The organism is Nostoc sp., assembly GCF_036917375.1.
Classification (GTDB): Bacteria; Cyanobacteriota; Cyanobacteriia; order Cyanobacteriales; family Nostocaceae; genus Nostoc.
Map to the genome: position 1 here is coordinate 1 of NZ_JBALDN010000076.1, position 19,733 is coordinate 19,733.

13 protein-coding genes are annotated in these 19,733 nt (G+C 42.9%); 4 read left to right on the top strand and 9 right to left on the bottom strand.

Going from position 1 to position 19,733, the window contains the following annotated elements; all coding sequences use genetic code 11:
• Nucleotides 1–156: 156 nt before the first annotated feature.
• Nucleotides 157–1,491, bottom strand: coding sequence for a hypothetical protein (locus tag V7K45_RS19420; RefSeq protein WP_335006239.1), 1,335 nt, complete (start codon nucleotides 1,489–1,491; stop codon nucleotides 157–159).
• Nucleotides 1,492–1,596: 105 nt separating this feature from the next.
• On the opposite strand from V7K45_RS19420, the gene V7K45_RS19425 reads away from it, so the two are divergent.
• Both V7K45_RS19425 and V7K45_RS19430 read left to right on the top strand, forming a co-directional pair.
• Complete coding sequence (locus V7K45_RS19425; RefSeq protein ID WP_335006241.1) at nucleotides 1,597–1,971, top strand: ABC-2 family transporter protein; 375 nt, start codon at nucleotides 1,597–1,599, stop codon at nucleotides 1,969–1,971.
• Between the two features lie 103 nt (nucleotides 1,972–2,074).
• Complete coding sequence (locus V7K45_RS19430; RefSeq protein ID WP_335006243.1) at nucleotides 2,075–2,779, top strand: hypothetical protein; 705 nt, start codon at nucleotides 2,075–2,077, stop codon at nucleotides 2,777–2,779.
• Nucleotides 2,780–2,939: 160 nt separating this feature from the next.
• Here V7K45_RS19430 and V7K45_RS19435 read toward each other — a convergent pair whose 3' ends face one another.
• The 3 genes from V7K45_RS19435 to hetZ form a co-directional block, all read right to left on the bottom strand.
• Complete coding sequence (locus tag V7K45_RS19435) at nucleotides 2,940–5,261, bottom strand: transglutaminase TgpA family protein (RefSeq protein ID WP_442942013.1); 2,322 nt, start codon at nucleotides 5,259–5,261, stop codon at nucleotides 2,940–2,942.
• Nucleotides 5,262–5,600: 339 nt separating this feature from the next.
• The gene (locus V7K45_RS19440) at nucleotides 5,601–6,578 is read right to left on the bottom strand and encodes a PatU (protein ID WP_335006245.1); all 978 of its coding nucleotides are present in this window, start codon (nucleotides 6,576–6,578) and stop codon (nucleotides 5,601–5,603) included.
• Entirely contained in the window at nucleotides 6,571–7,776 is a 1,206-nt protein-coding gene (hetZ, locus tag V7K45_RS19445; protein ID WP_094352496.1) for a heterocyst differentiation protein HetZ, read from the bottom strand. Before hetZ ends, V7K45_RS19440 begins: the two co-directional genes overlap by 8 nt.
• Nucleotides 7,777–7,980: 204 nt before the next feature.
• On the opposite strand from hetZ, the gene V7K45_RS19450 reads away from it, so the two are divergent.
• Nucleotides 7,981–8,454, top strand: a complete 474-nt coding sequence (locus V7K45_RS19450) for a hypothetical protein (protein WP_335006247.1) — start codon at nucleotides 7,981–7,983, stop codon at nucleotides 8,452–8,454.
• A 553-nt stretch (nucleotides 8,455–9,007) separates the two neighbouring features.
• On the opposite strand, the gene sds is transcribed toward V7K45_RS19450, so the two are convergent.
• From sds to V7K45_RS19475, 5 genes are all read right to left on the bottom strand, one after another.
• Nucleotides 9,008–9,979 carry a solanesyl diphosphate synthase gene (gene sds / locus V7K45_RS19455; RefSeq protein WP_322693619.1) on the bottom strand — a complete coding sequence of 324 codons (972 nt, stop codon included), beginning with the start codon at nucleotides 9,977–9,979 and terminating at the stop codon, nucleotides 9,008–9,010.
• A gap of 1,196 nt (nucleotides 9,980–11,175) precedes the next feature.
• Nucleotides 11,176–12,042 carry a glutamate racemase gene (gene murI, locus V7K45_RS19460; RefSeq protein WP_335006251.1) on the bottom strand — a complete coding sequence of 289 codons (867 nt, stop codon included), beginning with the start codon at nucleotides 12,040–12,042 and terminating at the stop codon, nucleotides 11,176–11,178.
• A 129-nt stretch (nucleotides 12,043–12,171) separates the two neighbouring features.
• On the bottom strand, nucleotides 12,172–14,070 hold the full coding sequence (locus tag V7K45_RS19465) for an N-acetylmuramoyl-L-alanine amidase (RefSeq protein ID WP_335006253.1): 1,899 nt from the start codon (nucleotides 14,068–14,070) through the stop codon (nucleotides 12,172–12,174).
• Nucleotides 14,071–14,578: 508 nt separating this feature from the next.
• Nucleotides 14,579–16,459: an N-acetylmuramoyl-L-alanine amidase gene (locus tag V7K45_RS19470; RefSeq protein WP_335006255.1), complete on the bottom strand. Its 1,881-nt coding sequence runs from the start codon at nucleotides 16,457–16,459 to the stop codon at nucleotides 14,579–14,581.
• A 681-nt stretch (nucleotides 16,460–17,140) separates the two neighbouring features.
• Nucleotides 17,141–18,619, bottom strand: a complete 1,479-nt coding sequence (locus V7K45_RS19475; protein ID WP_335006257.1) for a cation:proton antiporter — start codon at nucleotides 18,617–18,619, stop codon at nucleotides 17,141–17,143.
• 325 nt (nucleotides 18,620–18,944) lie between these two features.
• On the opposite strand from V7K45_RS19475, the gene V7K45_RS19480 reads away from it, so the two are divergent.
• Nucleotides 18,945–19,688 (top strand): SIMPL domain-containing protein, encoded by a 744-nt coding sequence (locus tag V7K45_RS19480; RefSeq protein WP_335006292.1) that lies wholly within the window; start codon nucleotides 18,945–18,947, stop codon nucleotides 19,686–19,688.
• The last annotated feature ends 45 nt before the right edge of the window (nucleotides 19,689–19,733 follow it).

The window sequence follows — 19,733 nt, forward strand, 5'->3', positions numbered from 1 at the left end:
GCTATCGAGTCGGTGCAAGTTTTTTCTAATCAGCACCTTAATGGCTCGATAGCTTTCTTGTCTATTCCCTCAACTAAAAATTGTCCGGAGTATTGCTATAAGTTACTTCAAGAAAGGAAACCATATAACCCTAAGTGGTTAGGGTAAAATATTTTATTAACCTCGTTGAAAACCCTTTGCGGGCTTTTGTTGCCCTTTACCCTTGGGCTTAGATTTGTTAACTTCTCCTAAAGCTTCCTGAAATAAGTTATGCAAATGTATGGGTACACTGGCAATGTCTGGCAACTCTGGCTCAATTGGTTTGTGGAATTCTTGCAAAAGTGTATCCAAGTCACTTTCAAGCCTAAACTCTGGACGTTGCAAAAATGTTTGCAACACATTTTCTAATTGAGTTGGATACTGTTGTGCTAATCGATGCCAAATAAAAGCATTAATACTTTTATCTTCGAGGTAATAGCGAACTAGTTTTTCCGCCCCTTGAACACTTTGCCAGTCCTCTGCTGATAAGATTGCTTGTATTTTACTATAGGTCGGTAAAAACATTTGTCCCCAACGGGGATGAGAGAGAGCCGTTACCTGTTCTGCTTTCTTGAGTTCAGCAGGTAAATCAACCTTTGGCATCACCATTTTGCTCTTACTGCTTTTGCTGTTAAACATCTCAGAGACTACGTTGGAATCAGCACCAAATTCTTGTGCTGCTGCTTTGATTTCTTCGTCGCCAATGCCAGCGGCTTCTGCCACTTCAGCAAGAGATTTAGAAGTATCAATTCCTGCGGCTGCAAAGGTTTTTTCAGTAATTACTTCCTGAAATTCCGCTATTTTTTTATTAAGCTGATATCCAGGTAGTGTGATTTCATCAGTGCCAAAAAAGTCCACAAACTGCTGATGATATTGTTCTACTGACTGCCAAGCTTCTTCTAGCAAGTCTGGAGCATCGCTGTAAAGATTACTTTTATAGTTTTCTTTAAAATTACCAATTGCTACGGCAAGTTTTGGTTTACCTAATTTACCCATTATTGTGTAGGGGCCAGAAAACATCCAGTAGCTATCGGTAACGGGAGAAATGCGAGTTAGCAAGATTTCTCCGACTTTTAACCGAGATATTGCCTGTAATGTTTGAGTATTGTTTGGCTTGACGATGTAGCGTTTATCTGTCAACCAGTTCGTCAATTCAAAGCCATCAGGTAAAATATTAGCGATGGCAAATAAGCCAATAAAAGTATGATGCCAAGTGTTTATCAGGCTGCGATCGCTTTCTGCTAAATCTGGATGGCTTTCGATAAACAACTCTAATGGAGACTTATCACCGACTTTCCCGGCTGTCAAAAAGCTATCGATGGTTAAGTCTTGCTGCGTATTATCCCCACTTCCACGGCGCAACTGTTCTGCTGCATAAGTTTCCAGCGCTTGTGCCAGTTCGCCTTCAGCATCAAGGACAAAATCAACTAAGGCTTGTTTTAATTCGTGCGATCGTTCTAATATGGCATCCACAAGTTAATCTCTCGGTGCAACAGATGTAAATTATAGCCTTTGAGAGAATTTCAGCATCTAGCAATAGCTAGATTTATCGAGATGCACATTTAGAAGAATTGCTTTTTGGATATAGAATTTATTTGTTTTTTGTTTTTTGTCAAGCCTGATGCGGTGCATTTGGCTTTGTTCACTGGGTTGACAATTGCAGTGGCGATGTTCTTTGTAGGCTTTAATATTTTGACAGATAGCCTCAGCTTTTATCTAGGCAATTTTGAAGGACTGACACAACAGTGGCGAAATGCCATGCTTACCTTCAGTACCTATCCAGCGACTTTGTTTGAGGGAACCGTGAAACTGCTGCTGTACACATTGATTCCAGTTGGATTTGTAACTTATTTGCCGATTGAGGCATTGCGATCGCTATCATTGATTCATGCTGTGCTAGCAGTGGCTGGGTCAACTACTGTGCTGTTGGTTGGTGCAGGTGTGTTTTACTAAGGTTTGCTTCGCTACTCTTCAAGGAATTTGATGCAGATGCGAGATTGAGTTCAATGTTGGTTATATCATAAATATCTAGGCTTTATGTCCTCTAAAGGAACACATGAATAACCGCCCTTCATGCAAGTGTTTCCAAGCTTACTACTTAGGCAAGAAATTGTCTGAAATAAAGCTGCATCAAGAGCAGCAAGATATTGAGTGCGATGCATGGAAGCGATTATTAGAGCTTGTGGAGGTTGCATCCGCAGATGAGCGAGAAGAATTTGCCCCCGGACGTGAAATAGGTTTGGATGACTGGAGCCAGATTATCACACTTCCTCCAACAATATCGAAACTAAAATTTGTTAAGCACTTGATGCTGTACGGGAGCAATCTTGTTCGCATACCTCCAGAAATCGGTGAGATGACGAATTTAGAAACGTTTACTCCCTACACATCCTATCGATTACATTGGTTTCCCTATGAAATTACTCGTTGCAAAAAACTAAAGGATAGTACTGTTAGTACTCGTACTCTTTACGGAAATTACAAGTTTCGCTTACCATTTCCCAAGCTTCCGGTGGGAAAAACTGTGGAGGCAGGTTTCCCTACAAAATGTAGTGTTTGTAATGCTCCTGTCATTGCTCCAAATTTACATCAAGCATGGATCTCTCTTCAGGTGGCTACGGATGTTTTGCCCCTTCTTGTTAATGCTTGTTCACAAATCTGTATCGACAGACTTCCTCGACCACCAAAAACCTATGTGCAGGAACCGCACACTGGAGGGCTACATATCCAACAGTCGCCAATTGATGATTTCTACCGATGACTCTAGATACAGGACTTACTCAAAATTACACGCTGTAGGGCAATTAATGAATTGCCACTACCTGACAATCAGGGTTGAGGCTATCGTTTTCATAAGTCCTATAGATGGACATATTCAAAATGTGAGAGTACACCTCAATACAAATAAACAATATTTTGAATCACTTAGCAGCTTTTTTCAAACCTTGCCATCTTTGTCGTAGTTGCTGCAAGTTAGGTGTATGACCGCCATAGCGCCAACCAACATAAGCTTGACAAATTTCATCTATTACCTCAGCAGTTGCTAGAGCATGATGCTCGTATGAGACTCTGGCATACTCTAAAGGTGTTTGTGCTGGATGTTTGCCTAAACCTTTTTGGGTTGTCCATTGCAGCATTTGTTGATAAAGGCTTTCCATTGCTGGCAATTTCTTTAACCATTGACGGTTGCGCCACTTTCGCCACTGACCCCAACCCAGCCAAGCAAAGAAAGCTGCTGTAGTTGACAAGGTTAAGCCAATTAACACGCCGAACCAACCTTGAGAGAATAAAGCTAAAAACCAAGCGATCGCTCTAATCACCCACTTAAATATTGTCTCAAAAATATTATTCAACAAACCTGTCAGCGGAGAAGGTAGCCAGCCAGCAACCCAATGCCACAATTGGCGCAAGACACTAAAAGTCTGAGTGTCTTCTATTGAAGGTGGTATCAGAGGATGATTGGGAATAGGGTCAAAGGCAAACCAACCATATTTAGGAAAATATACTTCCGTCATCGCATAAGCGTCAGTATTACGGACAACATACAGCCCTGTAAATGGATTAAATTCTCCTGAACTAAACCCTGCTACCAACCGCGCTGGGATGCCTATGGAACGTAGCATCACCGTGAGAACTGTAGAGAAATGGTCTGGATAGCCTCCTTTTTGCTTAAACAAAAAAGTTTCTACCAAGTCTTCTTTTTCACTCAAATAAGGTAGTTCTAAAGGATTTTGAGGAACAGAGTAGCGTTGCTTTAAATATTGAGCTAAGTAGAGAGCCTTCTCATAGGGTGAATCTAGGCTTTTAGCAGACTTTGCGACTTTTTCTTGATTGTAGTTAGCGAGGATTTCTTCGGTACGTTGCCGGACTTTTTCAGCAATTTCGGGAGGAATTTGCAAATAATGCTTTGTAATTTGTTGCGGATATTTAGTAGAAGCTTCACCTAATTTAGTGCGATCGCGGTACGGTACTTCGGAAACTACTGTGTAGGTGAAACCTTCTGATAATTCTACAGGCGATCGCAATCCGTCTTCTTTATCAATAGCGATCACTGGTGCTGGAAAATAGACTTCCTTGGCATTAGCCATCGCTGGAATGAGGTTAGGCAAATCCGACACCACTGTATAAGTTTGTACTACCTCTTGGGTTTTAGCAGTGAGTACAGATGGGGGAATAAAAATTTGGTAAGACCAAGGCGATCGCCTGATAGTCGTAACATTTTCATTGCGAGAAACTTCCCAGCCCTTACCTGTATAGCGATCGAATGCTAATACTCGCCAAAAACCCTCAGCTTGCGATCGCACCCGCATGACAACCTTGGGTTTCATCTCGCCCCGCAGGTTTTGATTCATTTGGCTATTAAAACCGTAATAAAAATTATTATCTACTTTACCTGGTTCACCTGTTTTATTTTGTCCCGTACCACCGCTACCATTGCCTTGATTCTCACCTTTACCTTGACGGACATAACCGGGATTAATGATACTACGACCTGTAAAATTATTTTTTACTTGAATAGCAGAACTTACAGGAAAATTCCGTAATTGATAACCAGGAAATCTGGGTAAAACAGCAAAAATTGCCAGCCCCAGACCGACAATTAGTAAAAAAGTTAGAATTAAAAATTTAAAATTAAGACTTGAGGAATTCTTCTGATTGAATTTTTCCTTTTGAGTTTTTAATGGCTGCAAACCCAAGCGCGAGCGGTAGTCTAGTACTAAAGTTGGCAGAGCGATCGCCAAAAATAACAGCAACACAGGTGCAAATGCTAAAGTCTGACTTAAGGTTGCCGCTACACCCAATAAAATCAATCCGATAACAATCGAATAGCCCAAATTTTTCCGGCGTGGTGTATCAAAGCTGTGTAACACCTGGAGTTGAATTAATAACTCTGCCAAACCCAACCGCGTATCATTTAACTCTCCCGCTAATCGCCCAAAGAAAGCACCTAGTGCTACTAACATGCCGATGGCGATGCAGAATTGAACCGCGACATTGCGATCGCGGCGACGATAATAACTCCAAATTGCACCCACAACACTCAGGGGTAACGCCCAAAAACTGAATGAAGTTTCGGCGGCAATATCTGTCGCCACAATTCCCAAAATAACCAACGCTAGCACCAGCACCCGCAAAAAAATTGAATCTTCCACTTCAATCAAAGGCGACCCCTGCGGATTTTGCCGCCAGAAATTACCTACAGGGATACGCCAAAACCGATTCATCCTGGATAAGTTAAACATTTGAGTCTAGTAGAAGCAATGATGTAGATGCAAAAAACACAATGCGGGGAACGTAATTGCCTACCCTAGTACTGTGTCAAAAAAAATTAATTATGGATAGGTGGTAGAGATGGAGATACACGAGAAATGGGTGACGCGGTGAATTGAGAAATAATCAAATACTTTCTCAATATCTCCATGTCCCCATATTCCCATGTCCCTGTGTCTTTGTAATAACTGCTTCTCGTAGACACCCTAATGACCGTTTATTGAAAAATAGGATAAGCTTCAAAACCAGGAAAATCCTCTTAATATATATCGGCGTTGATTGACGTAGTGTGCTAGCGGTGGAAATTTAACCTAAATTGTGGGATTAATCACAAACAACAACGACTGTTCGTCTATTTCTGGAAATTCAACTTCCAGGGTATAAATTGGGTTAAGTTGCTCGCAGCCTAACTCTACATTTAAGTATCCCGAAGTCGAAGATGTTGTCATTGCTAAAGTGCCACTTCCCCGCAGCGTCAAAGTTCCTTTAACAGGTAACTCAGCTTGAACAAGCAACTTCGTAAGTTTACCTAGAGACTGGTATTCTACTCTGATGTTCAAAGCACCAACACTGGTTAGCCATTGTCTTTCTACCACCGGACTGGTTGCTGAAACTGGTAGAGTCAAATTTTCCAGCAGTTGTTTAGCTGCTAGCAACGACAAAGCCATCTGTTGACGCGGTTGTAAATCTGAGTAATCGCTCTGAATAGCGGGCATTGTCTCCAAAGTACTTGCAGACCGATAGGTGCTTCTTAGCACCAATCCAGCTATATCATTTAGTGCTTGAGACTCATTGGGAAAAAAGTTCTCCACCACTTGAACTAATTTTGCCCCCAACGGTACTGAAGATGTCACTAAAGCCTGACATTGTTCTAGCAATTGCTGGAAAACTCTTTCCGGCAAGCGAGTCGGCAAGGTCAACTTAGACTGTTGTACCATCCATCCCCAGCTAGGAACGAGTGTCATTGAAGGCTCATCAACAAAATCAGGATATTCGATTAATTGTGTTTCCCAAGGAAACAACGGTGGGTGTTCTTGGGCTTGGATTTGTAACCGATTCTTAAGGACAGCTTGAAAACGATCTTGCACAGTAGGAATTTCTCCCAATTGAAAGGTCTGGGGCGTTCCTCCCAATTTTGGCTCGCTGCTTTTTGAAGCAGTGGCTTCATTGAGGAGGTTTTTTACCCCGTCATTTTCCTCACATTCTACCGATTGCTCGTTATTTTTGACATCATCTGTCAATAACCAATCGAGACACCGGTGTTGTAAGGATTCTGAGTCACTATTCATGAGTAGATGCACCCGATCCGGAAACTAATGAGTTACGAATTTCCCAAGCTTGCTCAAGAATCTTAAACCATCGTTTTTGCAGTTGTGCCATTGACAGCCCTAAAGTTTTTGCGATTTTTTCATCAGCTTGTCCTTGTTGCTTCAACTCTAATAAAGACCGTTGCTTATTGTCCAGCTGTGCTGTATATACTTGCCATTGCTGGGGAGTTAAGCCCAAATTTGTGTGCAAAGAAGCTTCCAGCCACTCGTGAACTAATTCCCAACGGTGCAACAGGGCAAACCGAATCAAATGATACTTAAAGCGCTGCTGCAAATAATCTCTCTGACGAGGGGTTAAACCTAAAACTGATTCAATTTCCTGTGCTGATAAATCTTGGAGGCGAAGGGAAAAGTAATCAGCACAGTCAGATTGTTGTCGTTGTTCGAGATAATTCATTAATTCCGTAACTACAACGGAACGCAAGGTGTCTTCTTCAGGTTCGGGTTCGGCTTGTGTTGCCATTGTAGAGCGCAATTGGTGAATTGCTGGTTCTTCCCAAGAACCGTCACCTTCATTATTGCTACCTTCTGCGGCTTGTTCTATATCTACGCTGGTTTCTGGAGGCTGCTGTTGGGAAAAAGTTTGCGCCCGCAGGATAATTAGCTGTTGCTGACGGCCTGGTAAGGGAATGCGTCGCTTGCCGTAGCGCTCGGTAAATGCCATATACTCGGACAATTCTAACAGCGTCTGAGGGCGATAAGTGGCACCAAGTTGATTTTCTCGCCGGAAAGCGTTCAACGCCTCTAGATAAAAACTCTGGAGGAAATCTTCAATTATTGTCAGCCGCCCTTGATAGCTTAATTGCTTCTGAGGAGGATTAATATATCGATAAATAATTGCACTCAAAGTACTGTGTAATTCGACCCTGCCCCGATTTGAACCTAACTGATAGTACCTGAGACACTGTTGCAGCCGATGCCGAGCCAAGGTCATCGCCGAGCTTTCTACAGATCCAGAAGCTTGGATACGTTTACTCTCATGACAAATCCGGTAGACTTCAGTGGTAATACGTCTTGCTACATCGTGGCAATTCTGTTCCGAAGCTTTAGTTGACTGCTGAAACTCCTTGGACAGGAGTTGAAAGATCGCCTCCACGCCTGTAGAATTTTCTCCCAGAATAGTTGCAGATGGAATAGTTGCGGTTGCGGCTGAATTCATAGTCTCGGTTTTCAAAAGACCCTAACTTACTTAAATACAACCTGTACGACTGTGGGTATTGGCTGGTTTGGTTTTACGTATAAGCTAAACGCAGGCCAATCCTATATTTAGGATATGGCTGATTTTATTATTCCCAATTCTGATGGGATTGTTCACACTTGATAGATGTTATTGCCATTACCCAGGAGTCGTATACAAGTCATTATGGATTTAGAAGCACAAATTCAATTGCTGATTGACAATGCACCCCGCGATGGTGTGACACCACACCTTGTTGCAGCAATTGCTCCTGCCCTTAGAGCGATCGCTCAAAAATTACGCTACTCCCAGTACTATATTCTCCAAAATTCAGAGGCAAGCTGGGTTTTAACTACGTTGAGCAATCGTGCTAATCCAGGATTGGAAAAGCGTGTGATTTACGCTTTCCCTACCATACAGGATGTCTCTCTAATTTCCCCTGCTGGGCTTGACCCTCAAATGCTAGCTAAAATTACTCCTGTCACCCATATTTTGTTCCAATTGGTGGCATTAGAACCCGTAGATAGTATCGTTTTTTTGGAGACGCCGGGTAAGACCACTCATACCGTCGAAGTTCGGCGAACTGAACTAGAAAAACTTATGCAGAAACAGTTAAGACAGCAGCGATCGCCTAAACCTATACCCCCTGATATTGCATAGAAAAAATTTGGATGTGGGATTTTTTAGATACAATCCCACATCCAACATTTTAAATCTCAAATTTCTTTAAAAAAGTTTTCTAAATCAGTAAAAAAAGAAATTTTTTCTTTCCGTTACACCATGCGACTAACTCAACTTCCGGTGAAACCTAAAATTGATTAAAAAACAGTTATCAGTGAACATTTTTCCGTTTTCAAGTTTTAGTTTCCTAGTGAAGCAGAGTCTTATACTTAAGAACTTTCACATAAAAAAATATCCCATTCTTTATTGTGAAGTGCCCAGTAACCAAAAGCAGCAAGACTTCGGCGTGAGCGCTCAGTCGAATACTATCCACCCCACAAGTACTAGTAATTTCTTTTTTGGAAATCCCTAAGAACTTCCAAATAAAACCCCACTTTCTACCTGCTAAATAAGTGGATTGAATTAAACATAAAACTGCTTTAGTGTGTTAACGCTTTAACACAACAGAACATTTCAGGTTTTCGGTACGTTACGGAAGCCACAACACACCTACATCTAAATCCCCACTTTCTACTTGAGAATGATAACTGATTTAATAGAGGCGACTCAGTGTGTACTCAGCTATGTTAATCAGTGCCTGGTGGGATTCTGAGAATGGGAGAACTGCAAGATGTTCAATTGCCAACTTAGCATGGTGAGCAGCTAACTCTCGCGCCTGCTGTATACCTTGACTATCTTGAATCAGTGCTAGTGCTTGCTCTAAATCTCCTTCTTGAGCAAATTCTCGTTCAATCAGCACTTCCAAAGATGGTTTTTCCGCCAAAGCAAATAAAACGGGTGCAGTTAGATTACCACTTTTGAGATCCGACCCCACTGGTTTACCCAAGGTATCTGTTGTACTGGTGAAATCTAAAATGTCATCAACAATTTGAAATGCTATACCAAAATGACGACCGTAGCTATATAGATGCTCAACAGTTTCTCGCGATACTTCACTGAGTAACCCAGCAGCTTTAGAACTGTTGGCGATTAAGGAAGCTGTTTTGTAGTAACTCTTTTCAATGTAAGTTTCAATAGAGATACCAGCATCAAAACGATTTAGTCCCTGCTGAATCTCCCCAGTAGCCAGATCCATAATGACTTCTGAGAGTAGTTTCACTACCTCCAAATTGTCCAAGTTTGCTAAATACCAGGATGATTGGGCAAAGAGAAAATCTCCTGCTAAGATGGCAATGCGGTTCCCGAACAAACTATGAACGGTAGGAACGCCTCGCCGCACGTCTGATTCATCTACCACATCATCATGTACTAAGCTTGCTGTGTGAATCATTTCTGTAATCTCAGCAAGGCGGCGGTGACGCTGCGTAATGTCTTGTTCTAACATTGTTGCCCGCGATATTAGCAGGACAATTGCTGGTCTGATACGCTTTCCCCCAGCTCCGAATAAATGTTCGGCTGCTGCAAACAGAATGGGGTGGCGATTTCCAACTAGCTGTTTTAGGTTATCTGCTAGTAGTCGCAGGTCTGCTTCCACAGGGGTAAACAGGGAGGTGGCTGGGGTCATGTATGGGCGGACTCTGACTTAGGTTACGAAAGTTTACATATCCTATACTCATTTTAAGATAACCCTGTGCCAGCGCAAAGTTTTCATCAGGTAATCCCATTTTTATGAGTCTATGGGTGATAATTAAGGTTGTGAATGCATTTGTCAATAAGTAATTGTGCTTAATTTGTGTGGACTTAGATTTTAAGTAACTTAAAACATGAATTCTCAGTACACAAAAATAAATATTAGATGAAATTGTGTTAAGTAGTTGCTCGTTTGATCTTTAATGTCACAGTTCAAAACCTAATTTAAGCAATATTACTTATTGACAAAAGTAATGCAATTTAAATTTGTCACCAATCGGTAAGGCTAAATTTGTCCAGATTGAGGTGTAGCTCTTCAAAAAATTTGAAATTTAGCAGCCAAATAAGCTCAAAATTCCGGGTCGTTGTGTTACGCTAAAATATAGGAATTTTAAATTTTGTAAGATATTCACACCCAAAAAGTAAGTCAGCTACTAGTTGATTTTACTGAGCTAGTGTTGTGAGTCTAAAATAAATCTTCGTCGGTTAGATTCAGGGAATAATTCTTTAATTTTTCCGACGATAGGCGAAACTCCTGGTTTGGAGCTATGTGATATCCCTATGGGAAGCCGCTACACGTCATCAGCGCACGTTGAGCGCAAACATTGCTCTTTTCACAGCAGTTTGAGCAAAAATAAAGCAGATCGAGTAGACCGCTGAGAATCGTAGTTTTAGATTGCTAAACGGCAAGCTAACTGCTGTGGGATCTATGGTCTGCTAGAAGTCGCATTAAATCATAAATTCTTTGTCCGTAGAGGATTTCATCTCTATAGGTAATTTTACTATAGGAAACTACAGCCATCAAGAATGCACTTGCTTGGCTGAGGTTCTACTAATTGTATGGAATTTTATATTCGTTTAGAAGGGTGCTAGTAGAACAATGATTTACGGAAATATACCTATGATGATTTTTATTTTAGCCTCTGGATATTTGTTCACAGTCTACCTGTTATTAGCACTGGCGAAGCGAACGGGTACAAAGACTGTTCATAGAAGTTTCCCTTCATCTGGTGAAGGAAAACATAAGCAGTCAATAGTCAATAGTCAATAGTCAATAGGCAATAGGGAATAGGCAATAGTCCTTGGTCATTTGTTTTGATTCAAGGACTAAGAGCTAAGGACTAATTAGTTTTATTGGAGTTGGGAAATAGCGATATCGGTGAAAGAGACCTCTTCAACCATTGGGGTATAGCCTAGCCACTGCACTCCTGATTGGGAAAACTGTTTCGGACAACCGCTAACAGCGAAGCGAGTTGGCAGTGGTAAGTGAGTATTTTTTAAGCCTAATAAGTCTAGTTCTTGGGCACAAGCTGCCACAACATGAACAGCTGGATCGACCAACTGGACTTGAGAGGGGAGGAGCGATCGCAGTACTGGTGTAAGGTGGGGATAATGAGTACAACCGTGAACTAAGGTGTCAATTTCCTGCTCTAATAAAGGCTCTAGGTAGCCTCGTGCAACTTCAGCAGTATAAGGATCGTGAATGCGGTTTTGCTCAATCAGTGGCACAAACTCTGGACATCCAACTTGCCAGACTTGGACATCAGGAGCAATTTCAAGAATAGCGTGCTTATAAGCATTACTTTTAGCTGTAGCTGGAGTGGCAATTACACCAATCCGCTTTCCTTGCTGCACCGCAGCTTTCGCACCCGGTAGGATTACTCCCAAAATGGGTATGCTGAATTCTTGACGCACGGTTTCTAGGGCTAGGGCAGAACTGGTGTTGCAAGCCATAATTACCATTTTTACCTGCTGCTGTTGTAGCCAGGTAATAATTTCACGTGTAAATCGTAAAATTTCTGCTTGTGAACGAATTCCGTAAGGAAGTCTAGCTGTATCCCCAAAGTAAACAATTGATTCATTGGGGAGTTGTCGATATATTTGTCGCAGTACTGTTAGCCCACCCACACCACTATCAAAGATGCCAATTGGGGCACGTTGGGGTTCTCGCTCGGAAAAATCGTCAAGATTCCCTTCAAAAATGGAAGATGAATACACAGGCAGATATATATTTAGGTTTTGGGATTTAAAATACAGAATTTAGCAGACAATCTCCAAATTGACCACTAAATTCTGCGCGTAAAAGAAGTTTAAATACCACCTCTTTAATTAGTAATTTGTACTATATTACCTCTGCTGTAAATATTTTAGAATGCCACGAGCGATCGCTTCTGCCATCCGATTTTGATATTCTGGTGTTCCCAATCTGGGATTATCCTCGTAACCAGTCATATAGCCTGTTTCTACCAAAATCGAAGGCATGGAGCTTTTCCTAAGAACATAGAATCTGGCTTTGCGGGTTCCTCGGTCTTTAATAGTACCGATGTCCTGGAGAATGGTTTTACGAACTACTTCAGCCAAATTGTAACCACTATCGTAATAATATACTTCTAACCCATTGACATCAGGGCGATTATCCACGGAATTAGCATGAATGCTGACAAACAAAGTCGCATTAACCCGCTTGGCAATATCTACCCGTCCCTGAAGTTCTACGAAAAAGTCGGCATCCCGCGTTAGTACTGCTTGTACACCATTTTGCTCTAAAATTGCTCCTACCCTTTTCCCAATAGGCAGAATTACATTCTTTTCTAAAAGTCCTCCCAAACCAGGGGCACCTGAGTCTTTTCCACCATGTCCTGGGTCAATAACTACTAGCAATTTCCCTCTGGGAGTTGAGGGGCGTGGTCGTGGCTGGGAGATTGGACGGGGATTATCTATGGAATTTGGTAATTGTCCTTGGTCTGGTAATGGCAGAGGAGGTAAAGCAATGGGCGGTGTGATGCTGCTACTACGTCGTAATTCTAAAGCTAAAAGCTGGTCGCCAACCTGGTTGAGTTCCCCAATTTGCACTCCAGCTGCTGGTTGAACCAAGACGGTGACAGTATTGGATTCTTGCGGTTGCAGGCGTACTCGCAAAATCGGGCTATTAGGATTGAAAGTCGGGCCCGTGACTTTGGGAGCTAACTTAGCATTGTTGATAGTGATGCGGAACAGCCCAGAAGTTCTATCCCAGCCTCCTGTAGCAGATAAAGTTTGGTCGGCTCGAATCAGCAGTTGTGTACCATTATTAGCCAGTTGCACAGACTGAATGTTAGCAGGTGTGTTACTTGGTGGTATGGGACGTGGACTGTTACTTCCAGGCAGTTGGGCAACTCCACGACTGGGTAGAACCACAAAACCACCAACACTGCTAGTAGTTGCTCGCCAATTTGGACTATTTTCATCCACTTGTAAAGTCAAGCGAACAACAGATGGACTGGTTTGCAGCTGGGTGAACTGGATACGGCTGACACCATAGCGATTAATCGACAAATCTCGCTGCTCTAAACTTGGTGATAGAGTTGCGCCAGCAATATCGATGTTAATTGCCTTTTGATCGTTGCTACGATTTACCTGAATGTGAGGATTACCACCATTGGTACGGACAAAAAAACCATCGCCAGTGACTTGTAAATTCTCAATTTGAGTAACTTTGGCGACAACCATTCTGTTATTCAGTGGATTTACAGAGCCGCTTGTCACCACATTGTAAATATTCCTTGGAGGGAATGTTGGTGTAGATGTTCTAGGTGAAGTATCTGTAGCTATAGCTTGTTCTGGTTGCCCCTCAGTGTTTCTTGCGGGTACATTGTCGGCTTGTGGCGTAGGTAATTGCACTATCCAGCGATCGCCACTTGTACCCACAAATTGCACTCTTTTGGGGTCTAAACTATAACCAGGAGTCAGTTCAACCACTATACGCGTTGTTTGTTCGTCAAACTGCCCAACACGAATAGAACGAATTGCACCGCCCACTTGTTGGGTTAGCTGCGGACGACCAAATGAGGTTCCTGGTAAATCAATAACTAGACGAGTCGGGTTAAAAATTAATTGTGCTTGGGGTTGAACATCCCCTTGAGTTTTAATTTCCAGCTTGTTTTGATTGGCATCAAAACGCCAAGATTCAAGTCTCGCGGCCATTGCCGGCGACGATAGCATGAAGATGGTTCCAATAGTACTGGATAGTAACCAGCGTAATTTCACAGTCTTTTCTCCTGATTCACATTTATGGGAGCCGTCAACATCTCAACATATTGGCTAATCCTCACACCGTCACCGCGCACACTTGAGTTTGGCGCTGTTATTAAGACACAGCTAATGGCGTAAAATATAGCACGCTCCTCTGATTTTGCCATGCCATTAGCCTATATAAATTTGACTGCCAATTTTAGATTTTAGATTCCCGATTTTAGTTTTCTGTCAGACTAGGGTCTTGCTACACTACCACCTGTTGTCGGTGATACAAATCCAAAATCCAAAATCATTCGACTGAGTGTAGCCGTACCTTCCAAAGAAGCAAGCTACGCATAGCGTTCTGTAGGACAGTCTAAAATCCAAAATTTGTTGAATTGCAAAGTATCAAATGACAATAACAAAGAAGTTACTCTTATTCCGCCGCAAGAATACTTAAATTGTTTTACTACTAAATTGGATAAAAATGGTAAAGATTAGATGTACTTACTCAACAATTTAGAAATTTAGACTAAATTACTTATCTTCTCTTTAGATACTGAAGAACGCCACGAGCGATCGCTTCTGCCATTTGATTTTGGTAAGCTGAGGTTCTGAGCCTAGCCATATCCTGTCGACCAGTCATATAACCTGTTTCCACAAGAATGGAGGGCATAGAACTTTTTCTGAGGACATAAAATCTGGCTCGCCGCACTCCCCTGTCTTTGAGAGTACTAATACTTTGAAGAATGCTACTACGGACAATGCGAGCTAGATCGAGTCCGCTGTCGTAATAATAGACTTCCAAGCCATTAACATCGGGACGACTCGCACCTGCGGAATTAGCGTGGATGCTCACAAACACATCAGCATTAGCTCGCTCTGCTAATTGTACGCGTCCCGGAAGCGTAACAAAATAGTCAGAATCCCGCGTCAGAATCACTTGTACGCCATGTTGCTGCAAAATCTCGCCCAGCCTCTTACCAATGGGCAAGATAACATCTTTTTCGCGCGCCCCCCCAATGCCAAGCGCTCCTGAGTCTTTACCACCATGTCCGGGGTCAATAATAACTACCACTCGCCCATTGGTAACTCGGCGCTGTGGTTGTCTAAAGGGTTGAGGATTTGGATTGTTTGGGTCTGGGAATGGCCCGCGGTTTGGTGGTGGTAGCCCAGGTAAAGCAAAGGGAGGCCTTCCGGGGAGGGAGACAATTCGCCGAGAACCTTGTATTGGTAAAGCCAAAAGCTGGTCGCTGATTTGCTGGGGTTGCCCAAGTTGCACTCCTCCTGCGGGTTGAACTAAAACAACCACTGTATTGGATGCTTGAGGTTGCAGACGTACCCGAAGAATGGGGCTATTGGGAGCAAAAGTAGGCCCTATAACTCTGGGAGCTAACTTGGCATTGGTAATTGTGACGCGGAAAATACCTAAGGATCTATCCCAGGTTCCCGTAGCAGATAAAGGTTGGTTGCCTCTAATTAGCAGTTGTTTGCCATTATCCGCAAGTTGCACAGACTCAATTGTTGCTGGTGAGTTATTGGTAGATGCTCTATTGGGAAAGGAAACGGCATCTGACTGATTGTCCGAATTATTACTTCCAGGCAATCTGACAACCCGACTAGGTAGAACTATTAAACCACCATCGTTACTATTACTTGCTCGCCAATCTGGGCTATTTTTATCTACCCGCAAAGTTACGCGGACACCAGGAGGTTGGGTTTGCAATGAGGTGAATTCGACGCGGCTAATACCATGTTTATTAACGGGTATATTACTCTGCTGCGTCAGACGTGGTGATAAAGATGCACCAGAGATATCGACGAAGATGGTAGCGCGATCGCGGCTGCGAATTACCTGAATCGGAGGATTACCACCACTGGTACGAATGAACAACCCATCACCTGTTACCTGTAAGCTCTCAATTTGAGTTGCCCCTCGTGCAGTAGTAGCAACCCTTGAAATATTAGATTGACGTTCGGAGTCTGGGGTAACTACACTGTAAGCACTTCTAGGAGATGAAGCTACTTTTTCGACTTCTGGCTTCGGTAATTGCACCGTCCAGCGATCGCCACTTGTACCAACAAATTTCACCTGTTTGGGGTCTAAACTGTAACCAGGAGTAAGTTCGACAACTATGCGTGTTGTATCTACATCAAACTGTCCAACACGGATTGAGCGAATTCCACCACCCACCTGTTGGGTTAACTGCGGACGACCAAATGTAGTTCCCGGCAAATCAATTACCAGCCGAGTTGGGTTGAAAATTAGTTGTGCTTGGGGTTGAACTGCTCCCACAGTATTAATTTCCAGCCTGTTTTGATTGGCATCAAAGCGCCAAGATTCAAGTCTCGCTGCCATTGCTGGCGACGATAGCATGAAGATAGTTCCAATAGTGCTGGCTAGTAACCAATGTAATTTCACAGTCCTTTCTCCTAATTCACATTCATGGGAGCCGTCAATATCTCAACTCATTGGTAAATCATCATCACACCATCACCACCTAAACTTGACTTCTGAATCCCTTGTTTGATTTTTAAGCCAGTATTTAGACACACTTAAATCATCGATCGGGTTTCAAATTAAGTTTAAATCCCCATGCGAAACCTTCCACCTTCACAGGTGGAGAACTCTGACTCCCAATAAAGCTAGAAAACTGATAATTGATAGCTGTTTACTGATAAGTGTTTGTTCTTTGCTGCCATCGATGCACTGAGTAAATAATTCCCATTACTGTCAAACGATCTAGCAAGATTTATGGGTGTTACTCCCCAATTATCTGGAAAATATTCAGATAAAGGCTCACAAGCCAAGGGAGACTAGAAATTAAGTAACATTCTGAATGCTGGTAGAAATTATAAACAAATGATTATTCTACAATCACACGGGACGGAGATTTGAAGATAGAAGTTTCCACTGCACAATTGGAGCAAGGGGGCAGGGGAGCAGAGGGGCAGGGGGTAAGGGGGAGATGAGGGGACAAGGAGATAAACAAAACTCCTAATTCCAAACTCCTAACTCCTAACTCCTAACTCAGCACTCAGCACTCAGCACTCAGCACTCAGCACTCTTAACGCCCAATGCCCCATTCCCCATTTCTAATAATTAACGATCGCCAGAATCTGGAGTTACTCCCAAATTGCTGCTGTCATTTGATGCTGGCACCCTCGACTGAGGTGGTTCAATTACCAACGAAGTCCCAGAGGAACCGTCTAAAATTAGTTGCTCTGAATTTCCGTCCACGGTTTTTGGATCTGGAAACACAAATCGTAACAATGGAGGAGCTAAAAAGGTTGTCAAGATAACCATCATAATAATTGCTGCTCCTAACGGTTTCGAGAGAGCGCCACTAGCAGCGCCGACACCAGCAAACACTAACCCAACCTCGCCTCTAGGAATCATCCCCACACCGATCGCTAAACGGTTGATTTCCGGTTGACCAAACACGCTTAAACCTGTGATTACTTTACCGAGAATGGCTACTGCAATCAGGAAAGTTGCCATAATTAGACCTTCCCGATTGTCGGGAATTGCTGGGTTTAACACTCCCAAATCGGTTTTTGCGCCAACAGTCACAAAGAAAATTGGCACTAACATATCAGCAATGGGACAGACTTGCCTTTGCAGTTCTTTACGTTTATCTGTCTCTTCTAAGACTAAACCAGCTGCAAAAGCCCCCAGAATTGCTTCTAAGTGGATGACGGCGGCAAGGTATGCCATCGCAAAGGCGAAGATGAACGCTGGTATCACCAGTCCACCGCGTGTCTTGAGTTGATCGGCGATCGCTACAAAGGACTTATTGAAAACATTGCCTAGTAGGATTGCTCCCAAAATAAAACCAGTGGCGCTGATAATCAAATAAATGACTTTGCTGACATCCACCACGCCGTCTTTAGCTAAACTGGCAACTACCGCTAAAACGATGATGCCTAGTACGTCATCAATTACAGCAGCACCCAAAATAATCTGCCCTTCTTTAGAATTGAGTCGCCCCAGTTCTGACAGCACTTTGGATGTAATACCAATACTAGTAGCAGTCAAAGCCGCCCCTGCAAAAATTGCAGGTATAGCGCTAATACCAAATAAAGTCATCAGTCCGACAGTCCCAGCGGCAAAGGGTACTGCTACCCCGACGACTGCGACGACTGTGGCTTGGATACCAACTGCCATTAAATCTTTTAAATTCGACTCCAAGCCGATTTCAAACAGCAGAATGATCACACCCAATTCTGCCAAAACGGAAATGACCTCGGACTGGGCTGCAAAGACCGCTGGAGCGGCTTCAGGCGTTAAACCAGCAGTGGTTTGAAGGAAGGACACGATCAAAGAATTAGAACTATCTGTGCCGCCTTCAGGAAACACTAAAAGATGGAAAACAGAGATGCCAACTACCACACCGCCAACGAGTTCGCCTAAGACAGGCGGCAAACCCACTTGGTTTGATAACTCTCCACCAACTTTACTGGCGAGATAAACGACTACTAAGCTTAGTAGCACTGCTTCGACTACCATTGAACTGTCTGCGGCTTGTGTTGCGCTGGCCAGCAGAGGAAAAGAGAAGTTGATTGGATCTAACAAATGCATTAGGTTCTCTGAAAATCCTTCTCTTTGATTTTGACGCGTTTCTGAAAAACATCCTATGGAGACGCAATCCGAATTCAAAATGAATACGGCGTAAATGAAACGTTTACGCTGTTCAATACTAGTGTAATTTTTTTAGTTTCAAAAAATGTAACCATTTCAGCTTTTGACGATCGCAGTGTCAAAGTAAGAACATACGAATCGTATCTAGCGATCGCACTTGAGTTGTGAAAAACTGATGGTGGCTGTTGGCTCTCAACGACCACCAGAAGATTGCTACATACCTTTATTTGAAACATCTGTGGATACTTTGAGGAGTGCAAATATGATGACTAGAGCCGCTTTACCCGGTTCTCAATTTCCATCGGGAAACTTGTGGAAAATACTGCCTTTAGCAATACTTGTATGTGCAACTTTTGCACTACCTGCATTGGCACAAGAAAAAGATAAATTGTGGCGAACCCTTAGTGTCAGTGGTCGCGGAGTCGAAACAATTCCCACAACTCTGGCACAAGTCAGTTTAGGAGTGGAGATTCAAGGGAAAACAGCCCAGGAGGTACAGCAAGAAGCCGCTCAGAGGTCATCGGCGGTGGTTGCGTTTCTCAAGAGCAAAAATGTTGAAAAATTACAAACTACTGGTATCCGTCTCAACCCGGTTTACAGCTACACCAATAATGTACAGAGGATTACAGGCTATGCTGCCAATAATACCGTGAGTTTTAGTATTCCTGTTGAGCAAGCTGGGACATTATTGGATGATGCAGTCAAAGCCGGCGCAACACAAATTAACGGCATTAGTTTTGTTGCGAATGATGAAGCGATCGCAGCTGCTCAAAAGCAAGCATTAAAAGAAGCTACTCAAGATGCACGCCAGCAAGCTGATGCCGTTTTTAGTGCCTTGGGTTTTAAATCCAAAGAAATAGTTAGCATTCAAGTTAATAATGCCAGTGCGCCTCCACCACCGCCAATGTTTTTACGGGCTGAGGCTGCCAAATCAGCTGATGCTTCCACCCCGATTGTTGGTGGTGAACAGCAAGTAGAAGCATCGGTGACGTTGCAAATTAGTTATTAGTCATTTGTCATTTGTCATTAGTCCTCTCTTACAAAGTTCTGATCG

Excerpts from the sequence above, each read along its gene's own strand:
- V7K45_RS19430 (WP_335006243.1), top strand. The coding sequence starts at position 2,075 with ATGAATAACCGCCCTTCATGCAAGTGTTTCCAAGCTTACTACTTAGGC.
- V7K45_RS19480 (WP_335006292.1), top strand. The coding sequence starts at position 18,945 with ATGACTAGAGCCGCTTTACCCGGTTCTCAATTTCCATCGGGAAACTTG.
- V7K45_RS19475 (WP_335006257.1), bottom strand. The coding sequence starts at position 18,619 with ATGCATTTGTTAGATCCAATCAACTTCTCTTTTCCTCTGCTGGCCAGC.
- sds (WP_322693619.1), bottom strand. The coding sequence starts at position 9,979 with ATGACCCCAGCCACCTCCCTGTTTACCCCTGTGGAAGCAGACCTGCGA.
- V7K45_RS19450 (WP_335006247.1), top strand. The coding sequence starts at position 7,981 with ATGGATTTAGAAGCACAAATTCAATTGCTGATTGACAATGCACCCCGC.
- V7K45_RS19435 (WP_442942013.1), bottom strand. The coding sequence starts at position 5,261 with ATGTTTAACTTATCCAGGATGAATCGGTTTTGGCGTATCCCTGTAGGT.
- hetZ (WP_094352496.1), bottom strand. The coding sequence starts at position 7,776 with ATGAATTCAGCCGCAACCGCAACTATTCCATCTGCAACTATTCTGGGA.
- V7K45_RS19440 (WP_335006245.1), bottom strand. The coding sequence starts at position 6,578 with ATGAATAGTGACTCAGAATCCTTACAACACCGGTGTCTCGATTGGTTA.